We start from the raw sequence: 26838 nt of genomic DNA, 5'->3' as shown, positions 1-26838 counted from the left end.
AGGGGCTAAACAGAATGATGACATCACGAACCAATTCATCGAATGCCAGCGGGGGGAGTATCGCAAGTGTCTCCGCGCTGGTTGCGATCTTCGGGGTGCTCGCCCTGATCATCGCAGGACGCACGATTGATCACGCCATGGGCATTCAGGCGATGACGTTCATCGCGCTGGCCACGGCGTTTCTGGTGGGCACGGGTTTGTGGGCTGGCAATTTGCTCGACCGCAATCCATTCGATGAGTCGCGCTATGAAGACACGCTGGTAAAATATGGTGTGTTCGCGTCCATGTTCTGGGGTATTGCGGGACTATTGGTTGGCGTCATTATCGCGCTTCAACTGACCTTCCCGAACATCTTCTACTTCCCTGAACTGGGATGGACGAATTTTGGGCGATTGCGGCCGTTGCATACCAGCGCTGTGATCTTCGCCTTTGGTGGAAACGTGCTGCTAGCGACAAGCTTTTATGTCGTCCAGCGCACCTGCCGCACGCGCATAGCGGGCGGTATGTGGCCCTGGTTTGTTTTTTGGGGCTACCAGATATTCGTTGTGCTTGCGGCGACTGGCTACCTGATGGGGGTGACCCAGTCGAAAGAGTATGCAGAGCCTGAATGGTACGTAGATCTGTGGCTGACGATTGTGTGGGTTGCCTACCTGCTCGTGTTCCTCGGTACGCTGTGGAAGCGCAAAGAGCCGCATATCTATGTAGCGAACTGGTTCTACCTTTCCTTTATCGTGACCATCGCGATGCTTCACATCGTAAACAACTTGTCCATTCCTGTGTCATTGACGGGCACAAAGTCAGTGCAGGTATTTTCGGGTGTTCAGGATGCGATGACGCAATGGTGGTACGGTCACAATGCGGTCGGCTTTTTCCTGACCACAGGCTTCCTCGCCATCATGTATTATTTCATTCCGAAGCGAGTTAATCGACCAGTCTATTCCTACCGGCTGTCCATTGTTCACTTCTGGAGCCTTATCTTCATCTATATCTGGGCGGGGCCGCATCACCTCCATTACACGGCGCTGCCCCAATGGGCGCAAACGCTTGGGATGACCTTCTCGATCATGCTCTGGATGCCCAGCTGGGGCGGCATGATCAACGGCGTCATGACCCTGTCTGGTGCCTGGGACAAGCTGCGCACGGATCCAGTGGTTCGCATGATGGTCGTGTCGTTGGCGTTCTACGGCATGGCGACGTTCGAAGGTCCGCTTATGTCAGTGCGTGCCGTCAACTCACTCAGTCACTATACGGAATGGGGAATCGGGCATGTTCACTCCGGGGCGCTCGGCTGGGTTGGGTATATCAGCTTCGGGGCGCTCTATTGCCTCGTGCCGTGGCTCTACAAGAAGAAGGCTCTGTTCTCGAAGTCTCTTGTCGAATGGCACTTCTGGATCTCCACGATCGGCATCCTGTTCTACATGATCTCCATGTGGTTTGCCGGAATCATGGAAGGCCTGATGTGGCGTGCCTATAACGAGTATGGCTTCCTCGAATACAGCTTCGTGGAAACCGTCGAAGCCAAGCACATCAGCTACATGATCCGTGCGCTGGGCGGCAGCCTTTACTTCAGCGGTGCCTTGATCATGGCCTACAACCTTGTGCGTACCGCACTTGGCCATGGCGCTGCCGAGCCGGTCGAGGCCAAGCCCGACCCATACGCAACTCCCGAACCACGCACGACGCTGGTTCCGGCTGAATAGGAGCGAATCCATGAGTATTCTGAACAAACATGGATTGCTGGAGCGTCACTCGCTTCTGCTCACCATAGGTATCTTGGTTGTGGTCTCCATCGGCGGACTGATCCAGATGGCACCGCTTGCCTATATGGACAACACGATCGAGAAAGTGGACGGAATGCGTCCCTACACCCCGCTCGAACTGATGGGCCGGGACATCTACGTCCGAGAAGGCTGCTATGTTTGCCACAGCCAGATGGTGCGCCCTTTGCGGGATGAAGTGGAACGCTATGGCCACTACTCACTCGCGGCAGAAAGTATGTACGACCATCCTTTCCAGTGGGGGTCCAAGCGGACTGGTCCCGATTTGGCCCGTGTTGGTGGAAAGTATTCTGCTGAATGGCAAGTGGACCACCTCAAGGATCCGCGTGCGCTGGTACCGGAAAGTGTCATGCCGCCTTATGCCTTTCTTGCAGAGAAGAAGCTGAACTTCGACCGGATTGAGGATCGCCTTCGCACCGAGCGCATGCTTGGCGTGCCTTATACAGATGAAATGATCGAGAACGCGGAAGGGCACCTCTACGCTCAGGCCGATCCAGACGAAAAAGGATATGATTATCTAGATGGCTTACTTGAACAATATGATGGCGCATCCGGGCGCGAGGGCTCCGTTGAGTTTCGCGACTATGATGGTGATCCTCGGCGCGTCACGGAGATGGATGCCATTGTGGCCTATCTTCAAATGACCGGCACGCTCGTCGACTTCTCGACCTATGAAGCTGATGACCTCAGCAATCGGCGCTAGGAGGCAACTCGCATGTATGAAGCACTCTCAAGTTTCGCTCAGACCGGTGGCCTGGTCTATTTCGTCCTCATGTTTGCCGGGGCATTGATCTACGCCTTGTGGCCCAGCAACCAGGAAACTTTCGACCGCGCCGCCAATTCTCCGCTTGAAGACAAGGGGCCGTCAAATGACTGATGAATCCAAGGACATTGACCAACATTCCGGCGTTGAGACGACCGGACACTCGTGGGACGGAATCAAGGAGCTGAACAATCCGCTGCCGCGCTGGTGGTTGTATGTCTGGTACATGTCAATTGCTTGGGCGATTGTCTACATGATCCTGATGCCGGCCATACCTGCGTTGCCGGGACTCGGTACCAACACCAAAGGTCTTCGCGGACATTCAGATCGAGTTGAAGTCGCCAAGGCGGTGAGCGAACTCAAGACGGCGCGTGACGCACAATCCATCGTCCTTTTGGATGCTGGGCTCGAAAAGATCGAAACCGACCGCACCTTGCAGCAGTTTGCGCTGGCCATGGGTGAAAGTGCCTTCGGCGACAATTGCGCAACTTGCCATGGGGCAGGTGGGCGCGGCGCCATTGGGTATCCGGCGCTGGCAGATGACGTTTGGCTTTGGGATGGTTCCCTGGACGGTATCGAATACACGATCCGACACGGTATCCGTCACGATACCGATGATGGAACCCGCTTTTCCGCGATGCCGGCGTTTGGACGAGATGGCCTGCTGAAGCGCAGCGAAGTGGATGATCTTGCGCAGTACGTTCTTGATCTGTCAGGGCGCAGTGATGATCCGGAAGCTGTATTGCGGGCCGCACCAATCTTTCAGCAGCAATGCGCTACTTGTCATGGGGCGGACGGGACCGGGGATCGCACCCAAGGGGCACCAAATTTGACGGATGCAGAGTGGCTGTATGGTGACCGCGAAGTGGACATCGAAGCCACTATCTACAATGCCCGCAATTCCCACATGCCAGCTTGGGACGACCGATTGGATGACGCAACTATCAAGGCGATTGCCGTTTACGTACATTCGCTCGGCGGCGGCGAGTAGGAGCCAGTATGGCCAGCACAACCTTGATCGACCACGCTTCGGAACTCCCTGCCCAATCAGGCGCGGAGCCACCGCGGCATGAAGACCTCTACGCCAAGCGCAAGCAGATCTACCCCAAGCTCGCGCATGGCAAGTTCCGGACGATCAAATGGATTGTGATGGCCGTCACTCTGGGTGTTTACTATGGCTTGCCATGGGTAAGATGGAATCGCGGTGAAGGCATTCCAGATCAGGCTGTGTTGGCAGACTTCTCCAGCGAAAAATTCTACTTTTTCTTTATCGAACTCTGGCCGCAGGACATCCACTACATGGCTGGCGGGCTGATACTCGCCTCCCTATTGTTGTTTCTTGTGACCTCCCTGCTTGGTCGGGTCTGGTGCGGATACACATGCCCACAAACCGTTTGGACCGATCTCTACATATGGGTCGAGCGCGCCTTTGAGGGTGACCGTGCGGCCCGCATGCGTCTCGACAAAGCACCTTGGACGGCAAACAAGATCGCGAGAAAACTGGGCAAACATGCTGTCTGGCTTGTTATCGCATTCTGGACCGGTGGCGCTTTCATTCTCTACTGGCATGACGCACCGACTGTCGCTGCTGGCTGGTTTACCGGTGATGCGCCCCTGACCGCCTATTGGTTCGCCGGAATCCTCACATTGACAACTTATTTCCTGGCAGGGACGATGCGCGAACAGGTGTGCACTTATATGTGCCCCTGGCCGCGCATTCAGGGCGCTTTGACAGATGAGCAGGCCCTCAATGTGACCTATCGCTATGACCGCGGTGAACCCCGAGGTCCGAAGCGTAAATCCGAGAGCTGGGACGACCGTGGCGATTGCATTGATTGCAATCAATGTGTTCAGGTTTGTCCGATGGGCATCGATATCCGGGATGGTGAGCAACTCGAATGCATCCATTGCGCACTATGCATCGATGCGTGCGACGAGATCATGGCGAAGGTAGATCGGCCCAAGGGTCTTATTGCCTATGATACACAGATTGCCGTGGCTGCGCGAAATGAAGGGCTGATCCCGCCCAAGCACAAACTGATTCGAGCACGTACTGTCGTCTATGCTGTTGTCATGCTTGCCATCGGGAGTCTGATGGCGTGGGGGCTTGCCACCAAGTCGACCATTGAAGCAAACATACTCAAGGATCGCTCGCCCCCCTTTGTCACCCTTTCGGACGGACGTATTCAGAATGGTTACACACTCAAGCTCGTGAACAAGGCAAGTGAACCCCGTACAATGCTGCTTGATGTCAGTGGATTGGAAGGGGGGGCGTTCAAGGTGATCGGTATGGAGCATGAAGGCAGCGACACGCTCGAATTGCCTGTGGAGGCATTTGGGGTGGATCGCTACCGCATCCTCGTAGTGGCAAATGCGACCGTTCCTCGCCGACAAGTGACGTTCACGGTGCGCGACGCGGCCACGGGTGAGACCGATGTAAACATATCTTCGTTCAGAGGAGATGAACAATGACAGACCATGCGCTGAGCGCTGACCCGAGTTCCAAGAGTGGAAAATTGACCGGATGGCATGTGTTTTGGATCATGCTGGGCTTCTTCGGTCTCATGTTCACGGTGAACGGTATTTTCCTCTATCATGCGATTACCAGCTTTCCGGGTGAGGATGTGAAGAAGTCCTACCTGCAGGGTTTGGACTATAACAGCACGCTGGAAGCGAAGGCCTCGCAAGATCTGCTTGGATGGAGCGCTGCGGCTGGCCTGTATGACGAAAATCTTGTGTTCAATCTGGCTGACTCCGCTGGCGAGCCCATCTCGACGCGTTTGGTATCTGTCGAGTTGCGCCATCCCGGCAGTACGACGCACGACGAGGTCGTAGTGCTCGAGTCTCATGGTTCAGGTGACTATGTCACGAGTGTTGCCGATTTACCGGCTGGTAGATGGGACGCTCAGTTCCAGGTCTTTGATGCTGAGGGAGACGAGGTGGTGTTCCGTGCGAACAAGCGGATCGTGATTCTGCCGTGACGAAAGCGATTCCCTCCGTGCCCGGATGCCCCTCTGGTCTTGCACCTGCAGCCACACGAGATACCAAAAGGGGATATTCGGGCTTTGTTCGGATTGTCGGAGACGAGCGCGCGATCGATCTCCTTGTGCGGGGGGCGAAGTGCGGTGGCTGCCTCAGCAAGATTGAAAAATCCGTCTCGGCCCTGCCGGGTGTGACGCAGGCACGGTTGAACCTTTCGAGCGGACAGATGCGGGTGCGGTGGACCGGCCCGCTTGCCGCTGACCGGATTGCCCAGACGATATCCGATCTCGGTTATGGTGTTTCGGCGCAGGCAGCCGATACCGGCGCAGCCGACAAGGCGCGCGAAGAACGCTCCCTCCTCATCTCGATGGGCATCGCAGGCTTTGCGGCCGCCAACATCATGTTGCTGTCGGTGTCTGTCTGGGCCGGACATGGCGAGATGGGCGAGGCGACACGCAAAACGCTGCATGCGCTCTCCGGAATAATTGCTCTTCCAGTCCTCCTGTTTTCCGGGCGCCACTTCTTTCGCTCGGCATGGGCCGCGCTCAGCAAGGGGCATGCGAACATGGATGTCCCAATCTCACTGGCGCTGAGCCTCGCGTTTGGGGTTAGCGTTTTTGAAACGATACGCGGCGGTGAACACGCCTATTTCGATGCCGTCGTGATGTTGTGCTTCTTCCTGTTGATCGGACGGTTCCTGGATGCGCGTCTCCGTCGGCAGGCGCATGCGGCAGCGAATGCCCTGGCGGCAATGCAGACAAGTGCTGTCACCCGCCTGAACGACAATGGAAGCGCCGTCTCTGTTGCGGCCAGCGACATTGCGGCAGGGGATCGCATCCTGCTCGCGCCAGGAGAGCGCGCAATGGTGGATATGCGTATTCTCACAGGCATTAGCGATGTCGATGAGAGCCTCGTGACGGGAGAATCTCTTCCCCGTACATTCTCTCCGGGAATGACGCTTCATGCGGGCGCGATCAACGTGACCGGACCCCTTCGCGGTGAGGCGTTGAAGGTCGCTGAAGAGTCGTTGCTGTCACAAATTGGCGAAATGCTGGAGGCTGGTGAGCAGCGCCGGTCTGCCTATCGCCGGATCGCCGACCGTGCCGTTTCCATCTACGTGCCGTTCGTTCATACGACAGCGGTGCTCGCCTGTGTCGGTTGGTTGCTGCTTGGCGCGTCACTACCAGAGGCGCTGATGATCGCCGTAGCGACCCTCATCATTACCTGCCCGTGTGCGCTCGCCCTCGCGGCGCCAGTGGCTCAAGTCGTGGCGGCGGGGCGACTGTTTCGCAAGGGCGTCTATCTACGGTCCGGGGATGCGTTTGAGCGTCTTGCCGAAGTGGATCATATCGTCTTTGACAAGACCGGGACACTTACTCTCGGTACGCCGAAACTAGAAGGCATTCAGCAGAATGGCTGCCCGGTGCCACTTGCGTCGACTGAGGCTGCAGCCATGCTTGCAGATGCCGCCAGCATGGCCCGTGTCAGCCATCATCCGCTTTCGCGCGCCCTCGTGGCCATGGCGGGACCGGGAACTGTGCTGGAAGGTGTACATGAAATTGCCGGGCGCGGTCTTGAGGCGGAAATGGATGGTCAGGTTTGGCGGCTGGGCTCGGCCGGCTGGACAGGTGCGGCGGCGCAAGGCGCTCTGCACGGCCCATCCTTGTGGCTAGACCAGGGCGACACTCCAGCGGTCCAATTTCGCTTCGTTGATGATGTACAGCCGGGTGCTGCTGAGGCGCTTGAGACGCTTCGAGACCAGGGCATCGAGTTGGAGATAGTGTCGGGAGACCAGAATAGCGCCGTTGCCTCGCTGGCCGGGGCCCTCGGGATCAGCGACTGGACCGGAGAAGCCACACCGCAGGAAAAGGTCGCCCGTCTGGAGAGTCTCCGCGCCGATGGCCGCCGCGTCCTGATGGTGGGGGACGGGCTGAACGATGCCGGCGCTTTGTCCCTGGCCCACGCATCTTTGGCACCGGGAGCCGCTATCGACATCACCCAGTCAGCGAGCGACGCCGTATATAGTGGGGGGCTCGAAGCCATTCCGGTCGTTTTGCGCGTAGCGAGAAAAACACGGTCGGTCATGCGGCAGAATTTCGCGCTGGCCGCTGCCTACAATGTTGTCGCCGTTCCGATTGCGGTGACCGGGCACGTAACACCTCTGATCGCCGCCATTGCCATGTCGCTGTCCTCAATTATTGTAACCCTTAACGCAATACGGCTGCAGATCGAGAACTAAAGGTCTATGACCATCATCATCTATCTCATTCCAGTTGCTCTGGCACTTGGCCTGCTGGGGTTGGGCGCGTTTGTATGGTCGATCCGCTCGGGTCAGTTTGACGACATGCAGGGACCTGCCTATCGCATTCTGGATAACGACGACGATACACCCGCCTGATCCAGCCGCCGACTGAGCGCACATGAACCGAGACGAATAATTTGGCCAAGCCGATGCAATTCTGCTTATTGAGCCGATGACGAAATTCCTCATTCTGGGGGGCGCACGATCCGGTAAAAGCGCCCGCGCGCAGGCTCTCACAGAGGCCGCCTCGCCGCACCGCCTGTTCGTGGCAACCGCCGAGGCACTCGATGCCGAAATGACCGACAGGATCAAACGGCATCAGGCCGATCGCGGTGAAGGCTGGCGAACAATTGAAGCGCCGCTTGATCTGGTGTCCGTGATTCAGGGGGAGATCAATCCGGGTGAGTCCGTACTCATAGATTGCCTGACGCTCTGGCTCTCCAATCTATTCCACCACAATCGAGATATAGAGCAGGAAACTATGGCGCTTTGTAATGCGCTCCAGTCGTCACAGGCGCAGATTGCACTCGTCTCTAATGAAATTGGCTTGGGGTTGGTGCCAGAGACATCTTTGGGACGGGCTTTTCGGGATGCACAGGGGCGGCTGAACCAGAATGTTGCTGCTGTTTGCGATCAGGTAGATTTTGTCGCTGCCGGCCTTCCGCTCAGACTGAAAGGCTGAGCGCTTCCCGCAATCGCGTCTCTGCAGCTTCGTTCGCGATGAGGCCAAAACGCAGATGCTGGTTCGACCAGGAAAAGCGACGCACGTAAATGCCGCGCTCGGCGAGTCGTCTCCAGATCAGATGAGCATCTTCGCACTCAACAAACCGAAAAAGATTGGTTCCGTGAACCTCCTTGATTCCGGTGCCCACCAATATCTCGTCCAGACGTCTTCGGGCATCGTCAAGCCGCGCTCGTGTGCTGACTTGCCAGGAAGTGTCTTGATAGGCGCGCTTGCCAATGTCGAGCGCCAATCCGGATACGGGCCAAACACCGAGAAGGTTTGATATCGGTCGCAGTATATCTTCGGAAGCGATGATTGCGCCAAGGCGCAGGCCAGCGAGCCCGTAGAATTTTCCAAAGGACCGCAACACAATCAAGCCGGGTGCCCCGGCATGTCGGGCGAGGCTGAGTTCTGGTGCAAGGTCAGTATACGCCTCGTCCACGATCAGCCATCCGCCCCGCTCTGCCAGCTTCGCACGAGCTGCCTCCAGTTCATCCGGCTGGAAGAGACGCCCATCAGGATTGTTTGGGTTGCAGATGGCGACGGCGTCTACGTCACTGGATAAAGACAGGGGGGAAGTGGTCTCTAAGACGTCACATCCTGCGGTACGCCAAACTTGCGCATGATCCCCATAAGTGGGGGTCAGAACCGCGACACGTTTCGGAGAAATGATCTGCGGCAACATCCGGATCAGCAATTCACTTCCAGGCGCAAGCACCAATGTGTCAGCGGGCGCGCCAATGACCGATGCCATGGCGGCTCGGCATTGTTGATATGCGTCGCGGGTCGGCAGGGCATTCAGCGTATCTGGCGAAACATCCGGTACGGGATAGGGCCACGGATTAATTCCGGTCGATAGATCTATCCATGGCCCTGACGCATTTGGAAATGCGGCGCGCATCTTGTCGAGGGAGCCACCGTGAACGAGATCGTGCCTCATAACATGTACGCTCCGAAAACGACCAATGCCACCAATGCGAATGCCACCGCGCATGAACGGCGGTACAGCGCCAGTCCCCTCAACACATCACCCCGCGCCGGATCTCTCGCACCACCATTTAGCCAGGGCTGACTGGTGGTGCGTCCTTCATATGCGCGCGGTCCCGACAGCCGAATGCCAAGCGCGCCGGCCATTGCAGCTTCAGGCCATCCCGCATTGGGAGAACGGTGTCGTCTTGCGTCTCTCAGCATCACTCTCCACGCTTGTCCCTTCAGCGAGGTGAGGGCGAGGAGCAAGCCCGTCAGGCGCGCCGGAAGGAAGTTTGCCGCGTCATCCAGTCTTGCGGCAAAACCACCGAACGCATAGTGCCGGTTACTGCGATGCCCGATCATCGAATCGAGCGTGTTGATGGCTTTGTACGCAGCAATTCCCGGCAATCCGAATACAAGCCCCCAGAATACCGGAGCAATCACGCCGTCAGACATGTTTTCGGCCAGGCTTTCCAGCGCTGCGCGCGCGATGCCATCTTCCTCCAGTTGCGCAGGGTCCCGGCCTACGATCAATGAAACCGCCTGGCGTGCTCCACTGATATCTCCGGTCGTTAGCGGTTTCGCCACGTCAGCCACGTGCGAATGAAGGCTACGGGACGCGATGAGGCTTGAGGCGATGGCTGCTTCAAGAACAGTTCCGACAAGCGATGGAGGCAACAGGCTCGAAATGGCGTGCGCCAGAGTGGCGACACTCAATACGAGAACCGCACTTGCAAATCCGCCCATCAGGTAACGAACCCCGTGCGACCAATCCGGGCGGTTGAGCATCTGGTCCGCGGTGCCGATTACCCCGCCCAGCCATGTCACGGGGTGACCAATTCGGCGAAACAGTTGTTGAGGCCAGCCAATTGTAACCTCCAACCCCCAAGCGCACAGTATCAACGGCGCGAACCCCATCAAGTTTTCCGGCGCCAACCAGGCTCCTCCGCAAGCTTCAGCAGCGCATCAACATCCACGGCTTCCTCGACGCCATCGGCCAATTCGTCCAGAGCGGTGTCCACTGCAGTATCATAGTCGAGATTTCCCCCGCCAAAATGTCCGGCCTGTTCCAGCCACGCACGGCGAAACTCATTGCCTGCGAATGCTCCGTGCAGATATGTTCCTTCGATCCGGCCATTTGCGCTGCGCGCGCCATCCTGCTCCGCACCAAAATTTATGAATGGCCGGTTCGCATCAGGGCCTGACGTGCGACCAGCATGAATGACATAACCGGATGTAGTCGGTCCCAGGGCCGTCACGGCTCTGCTAACAGGTTTCACTTCCTTGTGCCGGGTCATGATCGTATCGACATCGAGCAATCCAAGGCCGGCTGCCTCGCCCGGGTCACCATCGACGCCGAAAGGGTCAGAGACCCGATTGCCAAGCATCTGGTATCCTCCACAAATACCGAGCACCCGGCCTCCCGCACGTGCGTGCGCGATGATGTCGTGGTCCCAACCCTGTGCGCGCAGGAAAGCGAGATCACCGAGTGTTGATTTCGTGCCAAACAGGATAACAACATCCGTGTTGCGCGGAATGGTCTGGCCCGGAGGAATCCAACTGAATTTGACGTTCTCCTCAAGCTTGAGGGGGTCGGCATCGTCGAAATTTGCAATCCGCGACAGTATGGGTGCCGCGATTTTCAAAGCCTTTCCAGAGGGTGTGAGCGGCGTGTCCAGGACGAGCGCGTCTTCGGCAGGCAGTTTCGAAGCGGCGGGCAACCAGGGTATCACGCCGAGGCACGGCCACTTGGCGCGGGTTTCGATTTCCGTCACGCCTTCATCAAACAGCTTCAAATCGCCCCTGAACTTGTTCACCAGAAAGGCGCGGATCATCGCACTGTCTTTCTTCTCAATTACATTCCGTGTTCCAACAAGGCTGGCAATGACACCACCTTTTTCGATGTCGCCAACCAGACAAACGGGAACGCCCGCGCGTCGGGCAAACCCCATATTTGCTATGTCCCGGTCGCGCAGATTTATTTCCGCCGGGCTGCCGGCGCCCTCGACAATGACCAGGTCGTACGCATTGGTAAGTCGGCCAAAGCTCTCCATGACTGCGCCCATCAACTGGTCGCGATTGGCCATATAGTCTGCGGCTTCCATGGCATGAGTAGCCTTGCCATGTACGACGAGCTGCGCGGTGCGGTCTGTCTGGGGCTTCAGCAGCACCGGATTCATGTCAACATGGGGATCCAGGCCTGCCGCACGCGCCTGCAGCGCCTGAGCGCGGCCAATTTCACCCCCCGTTGGACAGGCGGCGGCATTGTTGGACATGTTTTGAGGTTTGAAGGGGGCAACACTCAGGCCTCGGCGCCGCGCGATCCGGCAAAGGGCCGCCGTCAGGACAGACTTGCCGACATCCGAGCCAGTGCCTTGCAACATCAGTGCGCGGGCGGTCATGCGGTACCGTCAATATGAATGTTCAACCCCTCGACCCGTGCCGCAACGCCATAAATGTCTCTCATTCGCTCGGCTGTCAGTGTTTCGGACGGAGGGCCATCCGCTTCAATACGCCCATCCTTCATCCAGATCATGCGAGAGGCGTAGCGCGCGGCGAGCTGAATATCATGGAGCACGACCAGTGCGCCGCCACCTTGGTCCACATAGGTGCGGATCAGGTCGAGAATCCGAAATTGCTGACGGGGGTCCAGCGCAGCTATGGGCTCATCCGCGATGAGCAAAGGCGCTTCGGCGGCAAACGCGCGCGCACAATGGACGCGGGCCAGCTCCCCGCCTGAAAGCGTATCCGTTCGGCGCCCCGCCAGTTCCAGAAGTCCGCAGGCCTGAAGCGCGCGGTCAACGGCTTCGGCGTCTAATCCTTTCAAGCGGCCCAACGGCGCTCCGTGGCTGAACCGCCCAAGGGATACGACGTCACGGACACTATTCGGCCAGGCAAGCGGCCGGGTCTGGGGAAGGTAGGCTATTTGCCGGGCGCGCTGCGTCGGTGAGAGAGCATCAACCGGTTTACCGCCAAGCAAGCTGAGCCCCGCACTCGCCGATTGCAGGCCCAGACCGGCGCGGATCAAGCTCGTCTTGCCCGCACCATTCGGACCAAGCAGCGCGACGAACTCGCCACAGCCGAGGCGGAAGCTGGCATCGTCTACCAGCACGCTCTCCCTTGCGAGAACGGAGATGTTTTCGACGACGAGATCAGTCATTTCCGGTCCGCCTTTGCATCGCGATCCAGACAAAAGCGGGTGCACCGATGAGCGCCGCGACAACGCCGAGTTTAAGCTCCGCTGACGTCGGCATCAGGCGAACGAAAATGTCAGCGACGACCAGGATCAATCCGGAGAACAGCGCAGACGGCACAAGCGAGCGCGCTGGGTCATGCCCGACGAAGGGACGAATGATATGAGGCGCAACAATGCCGACAAAGCCAATTGCTCCAGCCAGCGCCACCGCGCCACCGGTTGCCAGACCCGCGCCAACCACGGTGAATATCTGCTGGCGCCGCAGATTGAGGCCAATCCCTGCTGCTGCCTCTTCGCCGAGAGTCAGCGCCGACAGGCCGCGCCGCGTAGCAAACAGAGTTGCGCCGCCCGCAAGGATGAAGGGCGCCGCCAGCGTAATTTCGTCAAAGCTGCGATTGGCAACTGATCCCAGCATCCAGTTGATCATGTCAGATAGTGAAAACGGGTTCGGTGCCAGGTTCATCAACAGGCTCATGGCCGCGCCAGCAAAGCTCGACAGGCCAACACCGATCAGGATGAGCGTGACAACAGACTGGGTGCGCAATGCGGCGATGGTAATGAGAGCTGTTGCCGTCAGTGCACCAATGATCGCGGCAATCGGTACGGCCCAGGGCGTGATCGAGGCGATCCCGTAATAGAGTGCGAACGTAGCCATAAGCGACGCAGACGCCGAGACTCCCAGAACCCCCGGTTCTGCCAGAGGGTTCCTCAGCAAGCCCTGCAAGGCAGCGCCGCTGATGCCCAGCGCGGCCCCGACGATATAAGCCGCGATCGCCCGCGGCAGCCGTATCTGCCAAACGACCAGGCGGTCGCCTGCTTCCGCTCCCCCGAAGAGGGCTGCCAGCAACCGGTCGGCGGGCAGGGCGGTTGATCCGAGGAGGCATGCCGAGAGAATTGCCAACACACTTGCGGCGATCAATGTCGGCATGAGCAGGGTTTCACGCGTCATTGTCCGTCCTTTCCGGCCAACGCCTCGACGGCATCCATCAAGAACCAGCCGCTGCACGAGGTCCACGCGCCTTCAAGCGATACGACTTCGCTCTGGGTAAGCTGCGCCTTTGCGACAGGGTGCTTCATCGGACTCCACGCGTCCGGATGATTGGTGCGCGATCCGAAGAAGGCAGCCGCTACGACATCAGGTTTCTCATAGGCAAGCGTTTCCAACGGGATGGATCGCCAGCCATGTTCTGTTTCCATATTGGTCAGGCCCGCCGCCACGATCATTTCATGAATCAGCGAGCCCGGGCCGGTCGTTACACCTGCGGGCGTCATGTACAATGCGGTCTGGCCAGTCTCGCGCTTTCTCAACCGCGCAAGGCGGTGTTGCATCTCAGTGTTCACGAGCGCACCCCGTTCAGGCTCTCCCAACTCGTTGGCGATGCGTTGCGTGTTTTTCATCACGGAAGGTATGTCAGGCGTCCAACCAACTTCCACCACAGGCACGCCTGCCTTCTCGAAGAACGCGGCGGCATTCGGTCCGCCACCATAGGACCGCACAACAAGGTCGGGCTTGAGGATCAGTACATTCTCGGCGTTTGGCCTGACGGTCGCGATGCCGCTGGCGGTGTCCCGCATATAGGAAAATTCCCGACCCGCATCCGGCGACAAGGCCAGGACGCGTTCCCGGTCGACAAGCTTCAAAACATACTGGTCGGCGCAATAGTCGAGGCTGACAATCCGGGCAGGGCGCTCAGGCTTTGTGAGCACATTCTTGCCGGCCTGTCCGCAAGCAGACAGAAGAAGCGCAAGAATTGGGATTATCAGCCTCGACATGGAGATGTCCTAGTAGCGGAGCCGCACGCCGACAGATCCGGACAGTCCGGGTGTGCCATATCCCAGGATCTGCTGGTACTCCTCATCGAGCAGGTTCTCGATCCGGCCATAGATTTCGACTGTATCATTGAGATCATAGCTGCCGGTCAGGTCGACGCGTGTCCAGCTGTCGAGTTCGGATCCGTCTGTATTAGTTTCTTCGCCATTGTAGCGAACGAGCACTGCGCCAGAGAAGGGGCCGTCCGGATCAAAAGAAGCTGAGATGTTCCCGGTGCTTTCCGGGAGGCGGGCCAATGCGTTTCCGTTGCCATCATCTGAGTCAATGAACGTATAACTCGCCGCGATACCCAGCCAGTTGTTGATCGCGTAAGCGCCAGTCAACTCGCCCCCCTGCGAGTCCACAAGGGCGATATTGTCGTAGCCAGCCGTGTAAGAGAAATCGATCATGTTTTCGGTTTCCTGATCGAACAGGGTTGCACCAAGGACGATGCGCTCGTCAGCAGACTGCCATTGCACACCAATGTCATAAGCCTCGGAGGTTTCAGCCTTGAGGTTGGTATTGGGGGCGGTCAGTCCACAGAAGGTGCAGATATAGGTCGACTGAAAGATGCTGGGTGCCTTGAAGCCTTGACCCCAGCTTGCCTTGAAGGTGAGCTGATCTGTTGCGGTCCAGGCTGCTGCCACGCGACCCGTTGTTTCAGAGCCGAAAGTCTCGTGATCGTCGACCCGAATTCCGCCTGTCAGTGTCAAACTGTCCACGGGTTTGAATTCGTAGAGCGCAAACAAACTGTCAATCGAGGACTCTTGCTCATTGGCACTTGTCTCTTCGCGCTCCGTTCCAAAGGCCAATGTATTTGTGTCGTTGATGGCGAATGTGCCCTGATAGCGAAACAGCACGCGGTCACCTTCAGTGAAATAACTCTGGACACCGTTTGACGTATTTTCGCGTTCAATATCGGCATAGCCAATCTGAACAAGGTTCTCGAGTCGGCCATCGAACAGTGGCGCTTTCAGGGTGATGTTTCCAGACAGCGTCTCCGAATTCGTGACCTCATCACCATCCGCCACGCTGCCCTGCGCACCGAACGCATAGCTGTCATATTCAGACTCTGCGTCGCTCCACATCAGGCTGGTTTCGAGACGAACACTGGCCGGCAGGTTCAAACCGCCTTTGGCCGAGACCGTCTGTGAGTCGTAGCCGTCGTCTTCGGAGTTACCATTCGCCTCATCCGCTTTGGAAATACCATCTGTGGTCAGTCCGGTAGCCGCGAGCCGGAAATCACCGATTTCATTCGCATTGCTGATCGACGCGCCGCCGCGCAATGTATTGAAGGAGCCGTATTCGCCGAACACCGTGCCTGACAAGCCTTCTGTGGGGCGCTTGGTCGTGATGGACACGACGCCGCCAATGGCATCACTCCCCCAGAGCGTCGATTGCGGGCCTTTCAGCACTTCGATACGCTCAATGGTGTCTGTGTCCAGATAAGCGAAGTTGTAGCCGCCACCGGTGCCGGTCGGATCGTTTACGGGTACGCCGTCGATCAGCACCAATGTCTGGTCATTGGAAGCACCGCGTATACGCACGCTGGCGTTGCCGCCAAAGGCGCCGTTCTGGTTGACCGTGACACCGGGCGCGGTTGCAATAGCGTCCAGGGCAAAGTCGACGCCCAACTCTTCCAGGTCGTCCCGCGTGATGACGGAGACACTTGAGCCAATTTCGGTCATCGTCTGGTCAAGGCGTGATCCATTGACGATGATCGTATCGAGTTTGGTTTCTTCGATGCTTGCAGTCTGGGCGGTCGCCGAGACGGTAAAGCCGAACGCAACAGCCCCCAGCAGGGCGGTTTTGTAGAACATATCTTTTCCTCGCATCCCAGCCGCCCGAATGGTGGATGCAGTTCATAACGACAATCTGGCCTCACCTTGTGATTGGTGCGGACGGCCAGGCCCAGGGGTTCGGATGTCGTTACAAAGGATAGGCTTGAAGCCTTCCCGCCCGCTGAGAACTATTCCCGGCCTCCGGACGAACGACGCGATGGCAGGTCTCCTGGCTCACCGATCGTCATCTCAGGCCGCCTTCCCAGAGCGATTGCTCCAGTGGCTGTATGGCCTTCAACTCCCGGCTCACAGTTGCGGGTACAGCGCCGAATTCACATCGGCTTCCCTCTTAGCTTTCCTTGCAGAAAGCACCATCTGAACGTGGTAATGTTGCAAGCCTCGCGACCTGTCAATACTGCCGCTATTACAGGACGCGCGGCAAAATGGTCAGAAGTCGACGCCACGCTTGGCTTTGAGCCCCGCTTTGAAGGGGTGCTTCACCTCGACCATCTCGCTGACAAGATCGGCATAGTCGCAAAGTTCCGGTTTGGCATCGCGCCCCGTCAGGATGACGCTGGTCTGGCTGTCACGCGCTTTCAGTCCCTCGAGAACAGCGTCGGTCGAGAGATAGTCATAGCGCATGGCGATGTTGATCTCATCCAGCACAACAAGATTGTAGGAGCCATTTGCCATCATGGCTTTCGCACGGTCGAACGCTGCCTCGGCGGCGACGATGTCGCGAGCCTTGTCCTGTGTGTCCCAAGTGAAGCCTTCACCCATTGTGTGCCATTCGAGTTGATCGGGGAACTTGTCGAAGAATTGTCGTTCACCGGTAATCCATTTGCCCTTGATGAACTGGACGACCCCCACGCGGTGGCCCCAGCCAAGGGCACGGGCAATGACGCCGAAGGCCGAGCTTGACTTGCCCTTGCCATTTCCCGTGTGAACCAGCACCAGCCCGCGATCCGGCACGGCGGCCGCGTCGGTCTTCTTGCGTTGCTCTGCCTGCAGCGCCTTCATCTTTTCAGTATGGGAAGTGTCGTCGGTCATGTCGCGCTTCCTGAGTGTTCCAGCAGCGTGATGAGGCCGCCATAGGCGACCGAGCTCTGATAGTGATGGTGGCCGCCGAGCGCGGCAAAGGCTGCCTTGATCACGCCGGCATGGGTCACGACAAGAGTGTGGCTGTCGGGGTGGTTGAGTTCGGCTATGGCGTTCTGAGTGCGGGCGGTCAGCATGGCGACGCTTTCCCCCTCATGAGGCCTCGCATGGAGGAAGTCCGATGCCCAGGCATCGAGTTCATGTCTCGGCAATTCGTTCCAGGGCTTCATCTCCCAGGTTCCGAAATCCATCTCGACCAGTCGTTCATCCCGGATGATGTTCAGCCCACTCCGTTCTCCGATGAATTCGGCAAGCTCAGCGCACCGGGTCAGCGGGCTCGATACGATGCGGTCTATCCGTGGCAGTCCGGCCACAACGATGCTGGCCTCGTCCGCAAAAGAGGTCGCGAGCGCCAGGTCAGTTCGACCATAACAGGTGCCGGGTGCGACATCAGGCGTTGTATGCCGAAGGAGGGTCAGAGCCATGCGAGGAGCCCCAGATAGAATCCGATCTCGCTTGCTTGCTGTACCGCGCCGAGCGTGTCGCCCGTATAGCCCCCCAGTTTGGGCTCAAAGAACAGGCGCATTAGAACATGCGCGAAACACAATGAAACAATACCGGACAAAAGTGAGACGAAAGGAAACAGGACAGCACCGACTGCAACAGCACCCAACGCTGTGAAACCGGCAATTATCAAGCTGGACGCAGATATACCCGTTGCCACAGGCTTTCCCGTACCTTCCTCCCGCACATACCGGTTGGTCGCGATCACACACACAGCTGAGAACCGAGAGACGCAATGCGCAACGGGCAGGGCAGCGCAGACCCAGATTGGCGGTATCGCCGACAGCGCACCCACCTTGATTGCGAGCGCCAGGAACAGCGCGGCGGCCCCATATGTGCCGAGCCGACTATCCTTCATGATTTCCAATGCACGAACAGGTGTATGTCCGCCGCCAATGCCGTCAAACGTGTCGGCCAAGCCATCCTCATGGAACGCACCTGTCAGCAGCAGGCCTGCGCTGACCGCCAGCAACGCCGCCATGAAGTCCGGCAGGACCAGGGCGGCGATCCAGAAGACGCCCGCACTCACGAGTCCCACAAGTATGCCGACCAGGGGGAAATATCTCGGCGCTTGCGCCATGCGCTCCGGTGTGAACATCTTGTCTGTTCTGAGCGGTAGCCGAGTCAGAAATTGCACAGCGAGTACGAGTTTGGCGAGTTCGCCATTCATGCCGGGCCACTCACTCCGGCGCTCTCGAAGCTCGCCATCTCACGCAGCATCGCTGCGGCTGCCTTCACAAGCGGAAAGGCGAGCAATGCGCCCGTACCCTCGCCCAGGCGCATGCCCAGATGCAGTAATGGCTTGGCCTTTAGCGCGGCCAGTACACGCCCATGTCCGGCCTCTGCGGATTGGTGCGCAAAGATCATGTTCTTCCGGCAATCGGGTGAAATCGCTTCAGCGGCCAATGCGGCGACTGTCGCAATGAAGCCGTCCACGATGACAATCTTGCCGCTCGCTGCCGCTCCGATCATGGCGCCGGCCATCATGGCAATCTCGAAGCCGCCATACTCCTGGAGCGCCAGACCAGCTTCCAGTTTATCGTTCGTCCGGTTTGCAGCTTTTTCCAACAGTTCGCATTTGCGGCGAAGACCATCATCGTCGAGACCTGTGCCCCGTCCAGTCAGGTCGGCAACTGGCACTCCGAGTATTTTGGCCGCAACGAGGCTGGCCGAAGATGTGTTGCCGATGCCCATCTCGCCCAAACACGCAACCGCTTCGTCGCCTTCATGACCCAGCGCTGACCCGGAAGACAGCGCAGCAGCGTGTTCGGAGGGTGTCATCGCGGGCCGCTCAATGGCGTTGGCCGTGCCTGCTGCGATCCGACGCGGGATCAGGCCTGGGTGATCGATCAGCTGTCCCGCTACTCCAGCGTCAACCACGCGGACGCTCGCGCCAACAGAACGGGCGAAGACATTGGCGGCTGCGCCCTCCGAAAGAAAGTTGAGCACCATCTGGCGGGTCACATCCTGCGGGAATGCCGAGACACCCGCTGTTGCCATGCCATGGTCAGCTGCAAAGATGGTGAGCCTGCATGTGTCCGCGCGAGGCGTCAGGGATTTCTGGATCTGCGCGATCTGAACAGCAAGCGTTTCGATCCCCCCCAGTGCGCCAAGTGGTTTGGTTTTGCCGTCGATTGCTGCGCGAATTTGAGCTTCAAATTGCGCTTCAGAATGGGATGCATCCGTATCTGTAGGTGTCTGCATGATGAAGAATGCCCGTTTACTTAAATCGTGTGGCGGGGTTCTAGGCAGCATCGGAGGCGATTGTACAGGCTCGGCAAATTTCTCATGTCAGTTTTTTCCAGGAGGTTCGGCGCCAGTCGCGCGGCTTTCCGACCTGCTTCCGCATGTCCTGCGCAGCCTGAAAATCCGGGCGTCACAACTGAGTCGGCGGGCAAGGTTCGGTGGCGCCAAGAGCCACACAGTCTCGCCACACTTGGCGCATGCATCCTGTGCTTGTTTCTCTATCTTGGCATACCTTTTGCGTTGTAGAGTCTGTGTGTCGCGGCGATTGTGCGACTGTCAGGATTCGAGACCAAGGTGCGTATGTACGCCTCCGGCAACAGCAAGATTCTCTTCATTACGCATGGCGCGGGTCGCGGCCGCAAAGTGCCGACAGGCGATGTTTTCCTGAAACGGCTGGCAGCGAAGTCTGATCCCTTGCTCAAGGATATCCGGATCCATCGCACAGGCTCCGGGTCCGCCAACTTTGAGGGTGTGGGGCTGGTCATCTTCTGGCTGGGCGATCCTCTGATGCAGAAGTACCCGGCCTGTTATGTTGATGCTGTGGCCATTGCCGAAGAGGCGGTTGATCGAGGGATTCGTATCCTCAACCATCCAGACGCGCTCAGCAACACGACCAAATCCAGGCAGGCGCATATCTGGGCTGACGCAGGCGTACCATGCGCCGCCGCTGCGTCGGTATCGACATTGGAGGAGATGGCGGGCGCGATCGAGCAAATCGGATTTCCCTGTATCGTCCGAAGTGATCAGGAGCATGCACAAAGACAGGTTGCGACCCTGTTCAAGGCTGAGGACGCAAAGGCGCTCGACAGCGAGGGGTTACTGCCAGCAGTTGTTCTGAAGCTGTATGACATCCGTCAGGAATACCGTGACGTTGGCAGGCCCCGCTCCGATCTCTTTGCGCGCTATCACCACAAGGCCCGAGCGTTCGTGTGTGGTGACCGTGTTCTGGCATCTCACCTGTTCTTTTCGACCGAGAGAATCGTTGGCCTGTCCAACAGTCTGTTCCAGCGGGAGGCGAGCCGACTGCGGCGTCTGGCAAGATATTTTGGCTATCATGAGCGTTTGCGAGCCGACCTGATTGCTGCAGACAAGGCATATTTCTCCGCGCCTTTGGAAGAGGCGCAGGAACTCGTTCAGGCGGTCAGGGCGCTTGGGCTGGACTTTGCCGCGGTCGATTATAGCATCCGTCCAGAGGGGCACATCATCATATGGGAGGCCAATCCGTATTTCTGGTTGCCCCATGGCAAGGCCAGCGTTTTGTCGCGCCAACGCGATGCAGTCACCCGCGTGGACCAGACATTCGATTGGTTCACTGCTTGCATCAAAGCCTATTGTAATGATCATCCCACCTTGTCGGTGGTTTCTGCATCCCGACGCTGAAACGATGTCGCCCTTGGAGTTGCATTGAATGTTTTCGACGCATCTTATCGCCGCACCACCTGCGCAACGGGTAGATTGGGTAGATTACGCGAAGGGCATCTGCATCATTCTGGTGGTAATGATGCACGCGGTAAATGGCGTCGAATATCTGTTCGATGAGCAAGGATGGATGCATCCCATCATCGATTTTGCACGGCCCTTCCGAATTCCAGACTTCTTTTTGGTGGCGGGTCTGTTCCTGAGCCGGTCGATTCATGCGCCGCTCGCCGACTATCTCGACCGGAAAGTCGTGCATTTCATATATTTCTACGTGCTCTGGCTCACGCTCCAGCTTCCCGTTCTGGAGTTCGGTGCGTTGGTGTCCCATCCTGGTTATGTCCTGAAGCTATGGTTCTACAGCTTCGTCGAACCCTCGAACTCGCTTTGGTTCGTGCACATGTTGGCGATCTTCTATGTGGTTACGCGCTTGCTGCGAAACGTGCCGGTCTGGATCGTGTTTGCAGGCGCCTTCATCCTCCAGTCTCTCTACCAACTTGTGCTGATTGATACGGGATGGGGCGTGATCGACCGGTTCGCAAACCGGTATGTTTATTTCTTCATGGGGTACGCGTTTGCACCACAAATCTTCCGATTTGCCGGAAGGGCGGCCAAAGCGCCTTGGATCGGAGCCCTTGGTTTGCTGGCTTGGGGCATTCTGAATTGGTGGGCAGTCAGCCTCGCCTTGCATGAAGAAGTGGTTGCGAGTTTCATTCTGGGCATCGCCGGCGCGACTGCCGTCTGCGTCGTGTCAGCGCTGCTGACCCGGTTCCGCGCAGCAGACTTTCTCAGATATTGCGGTCGGCACTCGATCGTCATCTACCTGACCTACGCGTTTCCGCTCGTTGCGATGGAGCGACTGGTGCTGCCTGCAATCGGAGCGCCCTTCGGCGATGTGGGGCTGGCGTCCGCCTTGACCCTGACATTCGCTGTTGCGCTCCCGCTTGCCTTCCACGCCCTCATTCGCGGCACGCCGCTCAATTTCCTGTACGTCCGTCCGGATTGGGCCAGCTTGTCTGGAAGCGAGCGCGGGAAAAGGCGCGCTGCGTTGTCGGCAAAATAGCCTAGACGTTGAAGCGAAACAGCATCACATCGCCATCCTGGACTATGTAATCCTTGCCTTCTGACCGCATCTTGCCGGCTTCTTTCGCGCCTGCTTCGCCGCCATGCTCGACATAGTCCATGTAGGCAACGGTTTCGGCGCGGATAAAGCCTTTCTCAAAGTCACCATGGATAACCCCGGCAGCCTTGGGAGCACTCCAACCTTTCCGGATGGTCCATGCGCGGGATTCCTTCGGTCCGACCGTGAAATAGGTCTGCAGGTCGAGAAGGTCGTATCCGGTATGGATCAGACGGGTCAGGCCCGGCTCTTCCAGTCCGAGCGTCTCAAGATATTCGCTGCGGTCCGGCTCATCCAACAGGGCGAGCTCGGCTTCAATTTGAGCTGAAATCACAACGCACGCAGCGCCTTCTTCAGTCGCGCGGGCCTCGACACGACTGGAATATTCGTTACCTGTTGCGGCACTGTCCTCATCAACGTTCGCGACGAACAGAACCGGTTTTGAGGTCAAGAGCTGCAGCATGTTCCACGCTTTTGTGTCGTCTTTCGAGACAACAGCGCGTCGGGCCGGGCGACCTTCGTTCAGCTCGGCAAGTGCGAGATCAATCAAAGCGACCTGAGCCTTGGCTTCCTTGTCACCGGAATTGGCCTTTTTCACGACGCCGGCCTTGCGCTTTTCAAGGCTTTCCATGTCAGCCAGCATGAGTTCGGTCTCGACGACTTCGAAGTCGGCAATCGGGTCGACCTTCCCGCTGACATGCGTGATATCGTCATTCTCGAAACAGCGAAGGACATAGATGATCGCGTCTGTCTCACGGATATTGGCGAGGAATTTGTTGCCAAGGCCTTCACCTTGGGAGGCGCCCTCTACGAGACCCGCAATGTCCACGAAGTTCATGCGCGCCGGGATGATCTCCTTCGAGCCACCCACTTCGGCGAGCTTCTCCAGCCTGGGCTCTGGTACGGCGACTTCGCCAACATTTGGCTCAATCGTGCAGAATGGATAGTTGGCCGCTTGCGCCGTGGCCGTCTGAGTGAGCGCATTGAAGAGTGTGGACTTGCCCACATTGGGAAGGCCTACGATGCCGCATTTGAAGCCCATACCGGTCTCCTGAGTAACTGGTTCGCCGCGCAAATAGCCGTATTCACAGCCGAAAAACAGACGGAAATATCGCCTGATAGCGGAATTGGGTGGAATATTAAGGGTCTATGGGTATGCTTGGCTCATTACTTCAAGAGGTAGCGCGCATATGGCGTACGATGTTTTCCTGGTATCGGCGATCGAAGATCGCGACATGGCGAAGTTGGTCGCACGTCGGCTGCGTTCGCTAAAGTTCAAGGTCTGGTTCGATCAAAAGCAGGTGGACAATACATTCGATGCCAAGGATGCACGCAATGCGGGCAATTCCAAGCATATGCTTGTCATGTGGTCCGAACATGCAGTGAAGAGCGACTGGGTGCGTGCGGCGGCTTCTGTCGGGCATTCGCGGCCTGGCATGTTGGCCCAAGTCAGCGTCGACAAGACGATCCCTTACGAGCCGTTCAAAAGCGACAAACGTTTCTCGATTGAGGGCATGACGTCGCGCAAGACTCCTGAAGGCTTTTACAAACTGATCGAAGAGCTCGGCCAGCGCGATGGGCGCTCCGACCTTCGAGAGTGGATGGGGTATGGCTCGAAGGATGAAGAAGCGCGGGAAGACTGGCTCACGGCTCATCCGGACGACCCGCTTGCTATTGATGCAAAGAAGAAGCGTGAGAAGGCGATGGGTATCAAGCCTGCGCCAGCGGCCGAGACGGCCAGCGCAGCCGCCTTGGCAAAGGCTTCCGTCAAACCGCATGTCGCAAGTTCCGGTCCAGGCCAACGCCCAACAAGCTCAGCGGCGCCTGCCACTTCAGATCCATTGGGCATGGGATGGGGCACGATTGCCGCAGTTGGCGCAGCCGTGTTCGCAATGTTTTTCCTGAGCTGGATTTTCCGCTCTCAGACGATCACCGCTCCGGTCTATGCCGGTGCACCGGGTGTCGGAAATGCTTATGTCCTTCAGGAAGCCTGTCCAGCAGGCCAGGTGCCAGCATCACTCATGAAAGTGCTCGAGCCGGGGCCGATCGTGAATGATACTGAAGAGCCGGAGCCTGAAAACTAGTTCAGGCGAAGACGGCGATGGTCTGTCGGCCGATCATGATCGGTTGGCCTGATGTATTCCACAACGTCATGGCTTGGCTGTTATAGCCATCCTTTGACGTATCGGCGACATGCCGGGCCAGGAACCACCCCTCGTTCGTCTGAATGTCATCTGTCAGGAATTCTGCCATCCATGTCATGGAGCTGATACGGGCCTGTCCTGTCAGCATCGACATGGCCGCAGGCGGTGGTGCGTCTGCGAGTGCCAGGACGGAAACCGCGTCCGGCGGAACCGAGCCATCCTTGTGCCGCATCCAGAGAGACATGTCTGCGTCTGGCGCACCCGACATCGGGGGGCTTCCATTCGCCAGCCGCATGTTGAAGTTGCGGGTGAAGGCAGGGCGCCTCGGCGACTCTCCGAAGAAAGATGCGGTCTCGTCCGGGGAGGTAACTTCAGGCGCAGGAAGGTTTGCAAAATTGAGGGATGACTCACGGTGTGCCCCAAAGGCAAAGATCGCCTCGGCAGCAACGCCTGCTTCGCCCATCATGCGCACGCTCGTAAAGACGGTATTCTTGCCTTCGCGCAGCAGGGTGGCGGTGCATTCGACGTCACCCGACACAGGCCCGACAAATGCCACTTGCGCAGACCGGATCTGACGCCCGCCAGAGGTCGGCATCGCGGCTTGCAGGCACAGCGCCGCAGTCAGCCCCCCATAGGTTGTGCGGCCTTGCATCCAGGTCTCCGGCACATGAAAAGACATGGCATGGTCGCCGGTCTGTTTGCCGCTGCGCATGAGGGTGGTGAAATCCATCAGTCTCTCCCTGACTACAAGAGCGCCAATTTAGTCAGTTCTGGAAAGGAACCAACTCTTGACGCCGGGGTATGCGAACAAAAAAGCGCCCCGGCATATCACCGGGACGCTCAATGTTTTCGATAGGGCGCAGCCTAGTGCTGGCTCTCCGGTGTCGTGACTTTCAAGCCATCCAGATCTTCCGAAACGGTGATCTGGCAAGACAGGCGGGAATTTTCCTGAACATTTTCAGCGAAATCCAGCATGGATTTTTCCATTTCTTCCTGCTCTCCAACTTTGTCCATGAAGGCCTGGTCGACATATACATGGCATGTGGCACACGCGCAGGCGCCGCCGCAATCGGCATCAATGCCCGGAATGGAGTTCTTGATAGCAGCTTCCATCACGGTCTCGCCGTTCTGGGCCTCCACAACGCGCTCGGTGCCGTCGTGGTCGATATAGGTAATTTTCGCCATGTGCGGGTTTCTCTCCTTCAAGCTGCCACTGCGTTAGTGGCAATCTCTTTCATTGTTATTGATGTGTCTGCAAGAATGTCAGCCGAAAGCTTGGCGCCTGACATGATGAGCTTCTTGGATGCGAGGAATTCGGGCGGACTGTTGATCGCATCCACTGCGATGAGCGTTCCGTTCTTCAGGTAGAAGGCCGCAAACTTTCGATCCTCCGGTGAACCTCTCACGACGATCTCGTCATACCCGGCGCCGAGCCCGGCGATCTGGAGCTTGAGGTCGTACTGGTCTGACCAGAACCAAGGGCAATCTTCATTCGGTCGCGGTTTGCCAAGAATGGCGGCGGCAGCGAGCTTGCCCTGCTCGATGGCATTGTGGACGCTTTCAAGCCGACCAGAGCGACCAAAATGCACCAGCGGCCGACTGGCGCAATCGCCTGCGGCAAAGATTCGTGGGTCGGATGTGCGCGCATCGCGATCAACAAGAATGCCATTATTGCAGGCAATTCCGGAATCTTTGGCGAGTGCTTCGTTTGGCAGGATACCGATGCCGACCAGAACAATGTCCGCATCGAGTTTGGTCCCATCGGTGAGCACGGCAGCGGTCACCGCGCCATCATTCCCTTCAAGCTTCGACAGGCTCGTCTCTGTGCGAATCTCAACGCCCTGGCGGCGATGCTCAGCCTCATAGAACTCGCTCATGACCGGGCTTGTAACTCTGGCTAGAACACGTGGTGCCATTTCCAGAACGGTCGTTTTCAGACCCATTTGCTGGGCGACGGCCGCTGCTTCAAGACCGATATAACCAGCTCCGATAATCACCATGGAGCGTCCGGCCACCATTTGCGGCCGGATCCGCTCGACATCGGCAAGACCGCGCAGCGCGTAGACATGCTCAAGCTCTGCACCGTCGATCGGCAGGGCGCGAGGGCGCGAACCCGTCGCGATGATCAGCGCGTCATATTCGAGGTGGCCACCATGTTCGAGATCCACTCTGCGTTCCGCCCGGTCGATGCTGGTTGCACGTGTCGAAAGGATCAATTCCACATTGTTGTCTTCGTACCAGGCGGCTGGTTTGAAGTAGAGGCGCTCCTCGGCGAACTCACCCTTCATATAGGCTTTTGACAATGGTGGGCGCTGGTAGGGCAGTGCCGGTTCTTCACCGACCAATGTCAATTCGCCCGTATAGCCACCCATGCGCAGGGATTGAATTGCTTGCGCCGCAGCTTGCCCAGCCCCAAGCACCACAATGCGTTTTGCGTCTGTCAAA

27 protein-coding genes and 1 riboswitch are annotated in these 26838 nt (G+C 58.0%); of the genes, 12 read left to right on the top strand and 15 right to left on the bottom strand.

The annotated features are described in order from the left end of the window. Positions 1-17 precede the first annotated feature (17 nt). From ccoN to cobU, 9 genes are all read left to right on the top strand, one after another. The gene (ccoN, locus tag B2344_RS13835) at positions 18-1700 is read left to right on the top strand and encodes a cytochrome-c oxidase, cbb3-type subunit I (protein ID WP_339635980.1); all 1683 of its coding nucleotides are present in this window, start codon (positions 18-20) and stop codon (positions 1698-1700) included. A gap of 10 nt (positions 1701-1710) precedes the next feature. Continuing rightward, entirely contained in the window at positions 1711-2481 is a 771-nt protein-coding gene (gene ccoO, locus B2344_RS13830; protein WP_034813539.1) for a cytochrome-c oxidase, cbb3-type subunit II, read from the top strand. 12 nt (positions 2482-2493) lie between these two features. Continuing rightward, entirely contained in the window at positions 2494-2655 is a 162-nt protein-coding gene (locus B2344_RS13825; RefSeq protein WP_206992951.1) for a cbb3-type cytochrome c oxidase subunit 3, read from the top strand. Then, positions 2648-3532: a cytochrome-c oxidase, cbb3-type subunit III gene (ccoP, locus tag B2344_RS13820; protein WP_290485418.1), complete on the top strand. Its 885-nt coding sequence runs from the start codon at positions 2648-2650 to the stop codon at positions 3530-3532. The genes B2344_RS13825 and ccoP overlap by 8 nt, the downstream gene beginning before the upstream one ends. An 8-nt stretch (positions 3533-3540) precedes the next feature. Beyond that, on the top strand, positions 3541-5013 hold the full coding sequence (gene ccoG / locus B2344_RS13815; RefSeq protein ID WP_290485417.1) for a cytochrome c oxidase accessory protein CcoG: 1473 nt from the start codon (positions 3541-3543) through the stop codon (positions 5011-5013). Beyond that, a complete protein-coding gene (locus B2344_RS13810) occupies positions 5010-5522 on the top strand; it encodes a FixH family protein (protein ID WP_290483422.1) in 513 nt (170 codons plus the stop codon). The genes ccoG and B2344_RS13810 overlap by 4 nt, the downstream gene beginning before the upstream one ends. After that, a complete protein-coding gene (locus B2344_RS13805) occupies positions 5519-7762 on the top strand; it encodes a heavy metal translocating P-type ATPase (protein WP_290485416.1) in 2244 nt (747 codons plus the stop codon). Before B2344_RS13810 ends, B2344_RS13805 begins: the two co-directional genes overlap by 4 nt. Before the next feature lie 6 nt (positions 7763-7768). After that, entirely contained in the window at positions 7769-7921 is a 153-nt protein-coding gene (ccoS, locus tag B2344_RS13800; RefSeq protein ID WP_084333195.1) for a cbb3-type cytochrome oxidase assembly protein CcoS, read from the top strand. A 76-nt stretch (positions 7922-7997) separates the two neighbouring features. Further along, complete coding sequence (gene cobU, locus B2344_RS13795) at positions 7998-8507, top strand: bifunctional adenosylcobinamide kinase/adenosylcobinamide-phosphate guanylyltransferase (protein ID WP_290485415.1); 510 nt, start codon at positions 7998-8000, stop codon at positions 8505-8507. On the opposite strand, the gene cobD is transcribed toward cobU, so the two are convergent. The 11 genes from cobD to cobT all read right to left on the bottom strand — a co-directional run bounded on the left by cobD (position 8491) and on the right by cobT (position 19671). Continuing rightward, on the bottom strand, positions 8491-9489 hold the full coding sequence (cobD, locus tag B2344_RS13790) for a threonine-phosphate decarboxylase CobD (protein ID WP_290485414.1): 999 nt from the start codon (positions 9487-9489) through the stop codon (positions 8491-8493). The genes cobU and cobD overlap by 17 nt on opposite strands. Beyond that, on the bottom strand, positions 9486-10436 hold the full coding sequence (cbiB, locus tag B2344_RS13785) for an adenosylcobinamide-phosphate synthase CbiB (RefSeq protein ID WP_290485413.1): 951 nt from the start codon (positions 10434-10436) through the stop codon (positions 9486-9488). Before cbiB ends, cobD begins: the two co-directional genes overlap by 4 nt. After that, positions 10436-11920, bottom strand: coding sequence for a cobyric acid synthase (locus B2344_RS13780; RefSeq protein ID WP_290485412.1), 1485 nt, complete (start codon positions 11918-11920; stop codon positions 10436-10438). Before B2344_RS13780 ends, cbiB begins: the two co-directional genes overlap by 1 nt. Beyond that, complete coding sequence (locus B2344_RS13775; protein ID WP_290485411.1) at positions 11917-12678, bottom strand: ABC transporter ATP-binding protein; 762 nt, start codon at positions 12676-12678, stop codon at positions 11917-11919. Before B2344_RS13775 ends, B2344_RS13780 begins: the two co-directional genes overlap by 4 nt. Continuing rightward, the gene (locus B2344_RS13770) at positions 12671-13663 is read right to left on the bottom strand and encodes a FecCD family ABC transporter permease (protein WP_290479318.1); all 993 of its coding nucleotides are present in this window, start codon (positions 13661-13663) and stop codon (positions 12671-12673) included. Before B2344_RS13770 ends, B2344_RS13775 begins: the two co-directional genes overlap by 8 nt. Then, positions 13660-14487: an ABC transporter substrate-binding protein gene (locus B2344_RS13765; protein WP_290483428.1), complete on the bottom strand. Its 828-nt coding sequence runs from the start codon at positions 14485-14487 to the stop codon at positions 13660-13662. Before B2344_RS13765 ends, B2344_RS13770 begins: the two co-directional genes overlap by 4 nt. Positions 14488-14496: 9 nt before the next feature. Beyond that, positions 14497-16344 carry a TonB-dependent receptor plug domain-containing protein gene (locus B2344_RS13760; RefSeq protein ID WP_290479320.1) on the bottom strand — a complete coding sequence of 616 codons (1848 nt, stop codon included), beginning with the start codon at positions 16342-16344 and terminating at the stop codon, positions 14497-14499. A 163-nt stretch (positions 16345-16507) separates the two neighbouring features. Beyond that, a riboswitch (cobalamin riboswitch) is annotated at positions 16508-16696 on the bottom strand. Between the two features lie 56 nt (positions 16697-16752). Continuing rightward, the gene (cobO, locus tag B2344_RS13755; RefSeq protein WP_290485410.1) at positions 16753-17355 is read right to left on the bottom strand and encodes a cob(I)yrinic acid a,c-diamide adenosyltransferase; all 603 of its coding nucleotides are present in this window, start codon (positions 17353-17355) and stop codon (positions 16753-16755) included. Further along, on the bottom strand, positions 17352-17888 hold the full coding sequence (cobC, locus tag B2344_RS13750; RefSeq protein ID WP_290483430.1) for an alpha-ribazole phosphatase: 537 nt from the start codon (positions 17886-17888) through the stop codon (positions 17352-17354). Before cobC ends, cobO begins: the two co-directional genes overlap by 4 nt. Then, complete coding sequence (gene cobS, locus B2344_RS13745) at positions 17879-18637, bottom strand: adenosylcobinamide-GDP ribazoletransferase (RefSeq protein WP_290480998.1); 759 nt, start codon at positions 18635-18637, stop codon at positions 17879-17881. Before cobS ends, cobC begins: the two co-directional genes overlap by 10 nt. Beyond that, positions 18634-19671, bottom strand: a complete 1038-nt coding sequence (gene cobT / locus B2344_RS13740) for a nicotinate-nucleotide--dimethylbenzimidazole phosphoribosyltransferase (RefSeq protein WP_290485409.1) — start codon at positions 19669-19671, stop codon at positions 18634-18636. Before cobT ends, cobS begins: the two co-directional genes overlap by 4 nt. 336 nt (positions 19672-20007) lie before the next feature. Between cobT and B2344_RS13735 the strand changes: the two genes are divergently transcribed. Further along, positions 20008-21093: a hypothetical protein gene (locus tag B2344_RS13735; protein WP_290485408.1), complete on the top strand. Its 1086-nt coding sequence runs from the start codon at positions 20008-20010 to the stop codon at positions 21091-21093. Between the two features lie 28 nt (positions 21094-21121). Continuing rightward, positions 21122-22192, top strand: coding sequence for an acyltransferase family protein (locus tag B2344_RS13730; RefSeq protein ID WP_290483433.1), 1071 nt, complete (start codon positions 21122-21124; stop codon positions 22190-22192). Between the two features lies 1 nt (position 22193). On the opposite strand, the gene ychF is transcribed toward B2344_RS13730, so the two are convergent. Continuing rightward, positions 22194-23291, bottom strand: coding sequence for a redox-regulated ATPase YchF (gene ychF / locus B2344_RS13725; RefSeq protein WP_290479326.1), 1098 nt, complete (start codon positions 23289-23291; stop codon positions 22194-22196). A 148-nt stretch (positions 23292-23439) separates the two neighbouring features. Between ychF and B2344_RS13720 the strand changes: the two genes are divergently transcribed. Then, positions 23440-24333, top strand: coding sequence for a toll/interleukin-1 receptor domain-containing protein (locus tag B2344_RS13720; protein ID WP_206992970.1), 894 nt, complete (start codon positions 23440-23442; stop codon positions 24331-24333). Position 24334: 1 nt separating this feature from the next. On the opposite strand, the gene B2344_RS13715 is transcribed toward B2344_RS13720, so the two are convergent. The 3 genes from B2344_RS13715 to B2344_RS13705 form a co-directional block, all read right to left on the bottom strand. Next, a complete protein-coding gene (locus B2344_RS13715; protein ID WP_290485407.1) occupies positions 24335-25123 on the bottom strand; it encodes a thioesterase family protein in 789 nt (262 codons plus the stop codon). Between the two features lie 134 nt (positions 25124-25257). After that, positions 25258-25578, bottom strand: coding sequence for a 2Fe-2S iron-sulfur cluster-binding protein (locus B2344_RS13710; RefSeq protein WP_034813477.1), 321 nt, complete (start codon positions 25576-25578; stop codon positions 25258-25260). Between the two features lie 17 nt (positions 25579-25595). Further along, on the bottom strand, positions 25596-26837 hold the full coding sequence (locus tag B2344_RS13705; RefSeq protein WP_290485406.1) for an NAD(P)/FAD-dependent oxidoreductase: 1242 nt from the start codon (positions 26835-26837) through the stop codon (positions 25596-25598). Position 26838: the final 1 nt, after the last annotated feature.

This window comes from Hyphomonas sp. UBA3195, from assembly GCF_002366485.1.
GTDB lineage: Bacteria > Pseudomonadota > Alphaproteobacteria > Caulobacterales > Hyphomonadaceae > Hyphomonas.
This window is presented reverse-complemented; position numbering and strand designations above follow the sequence as displayed.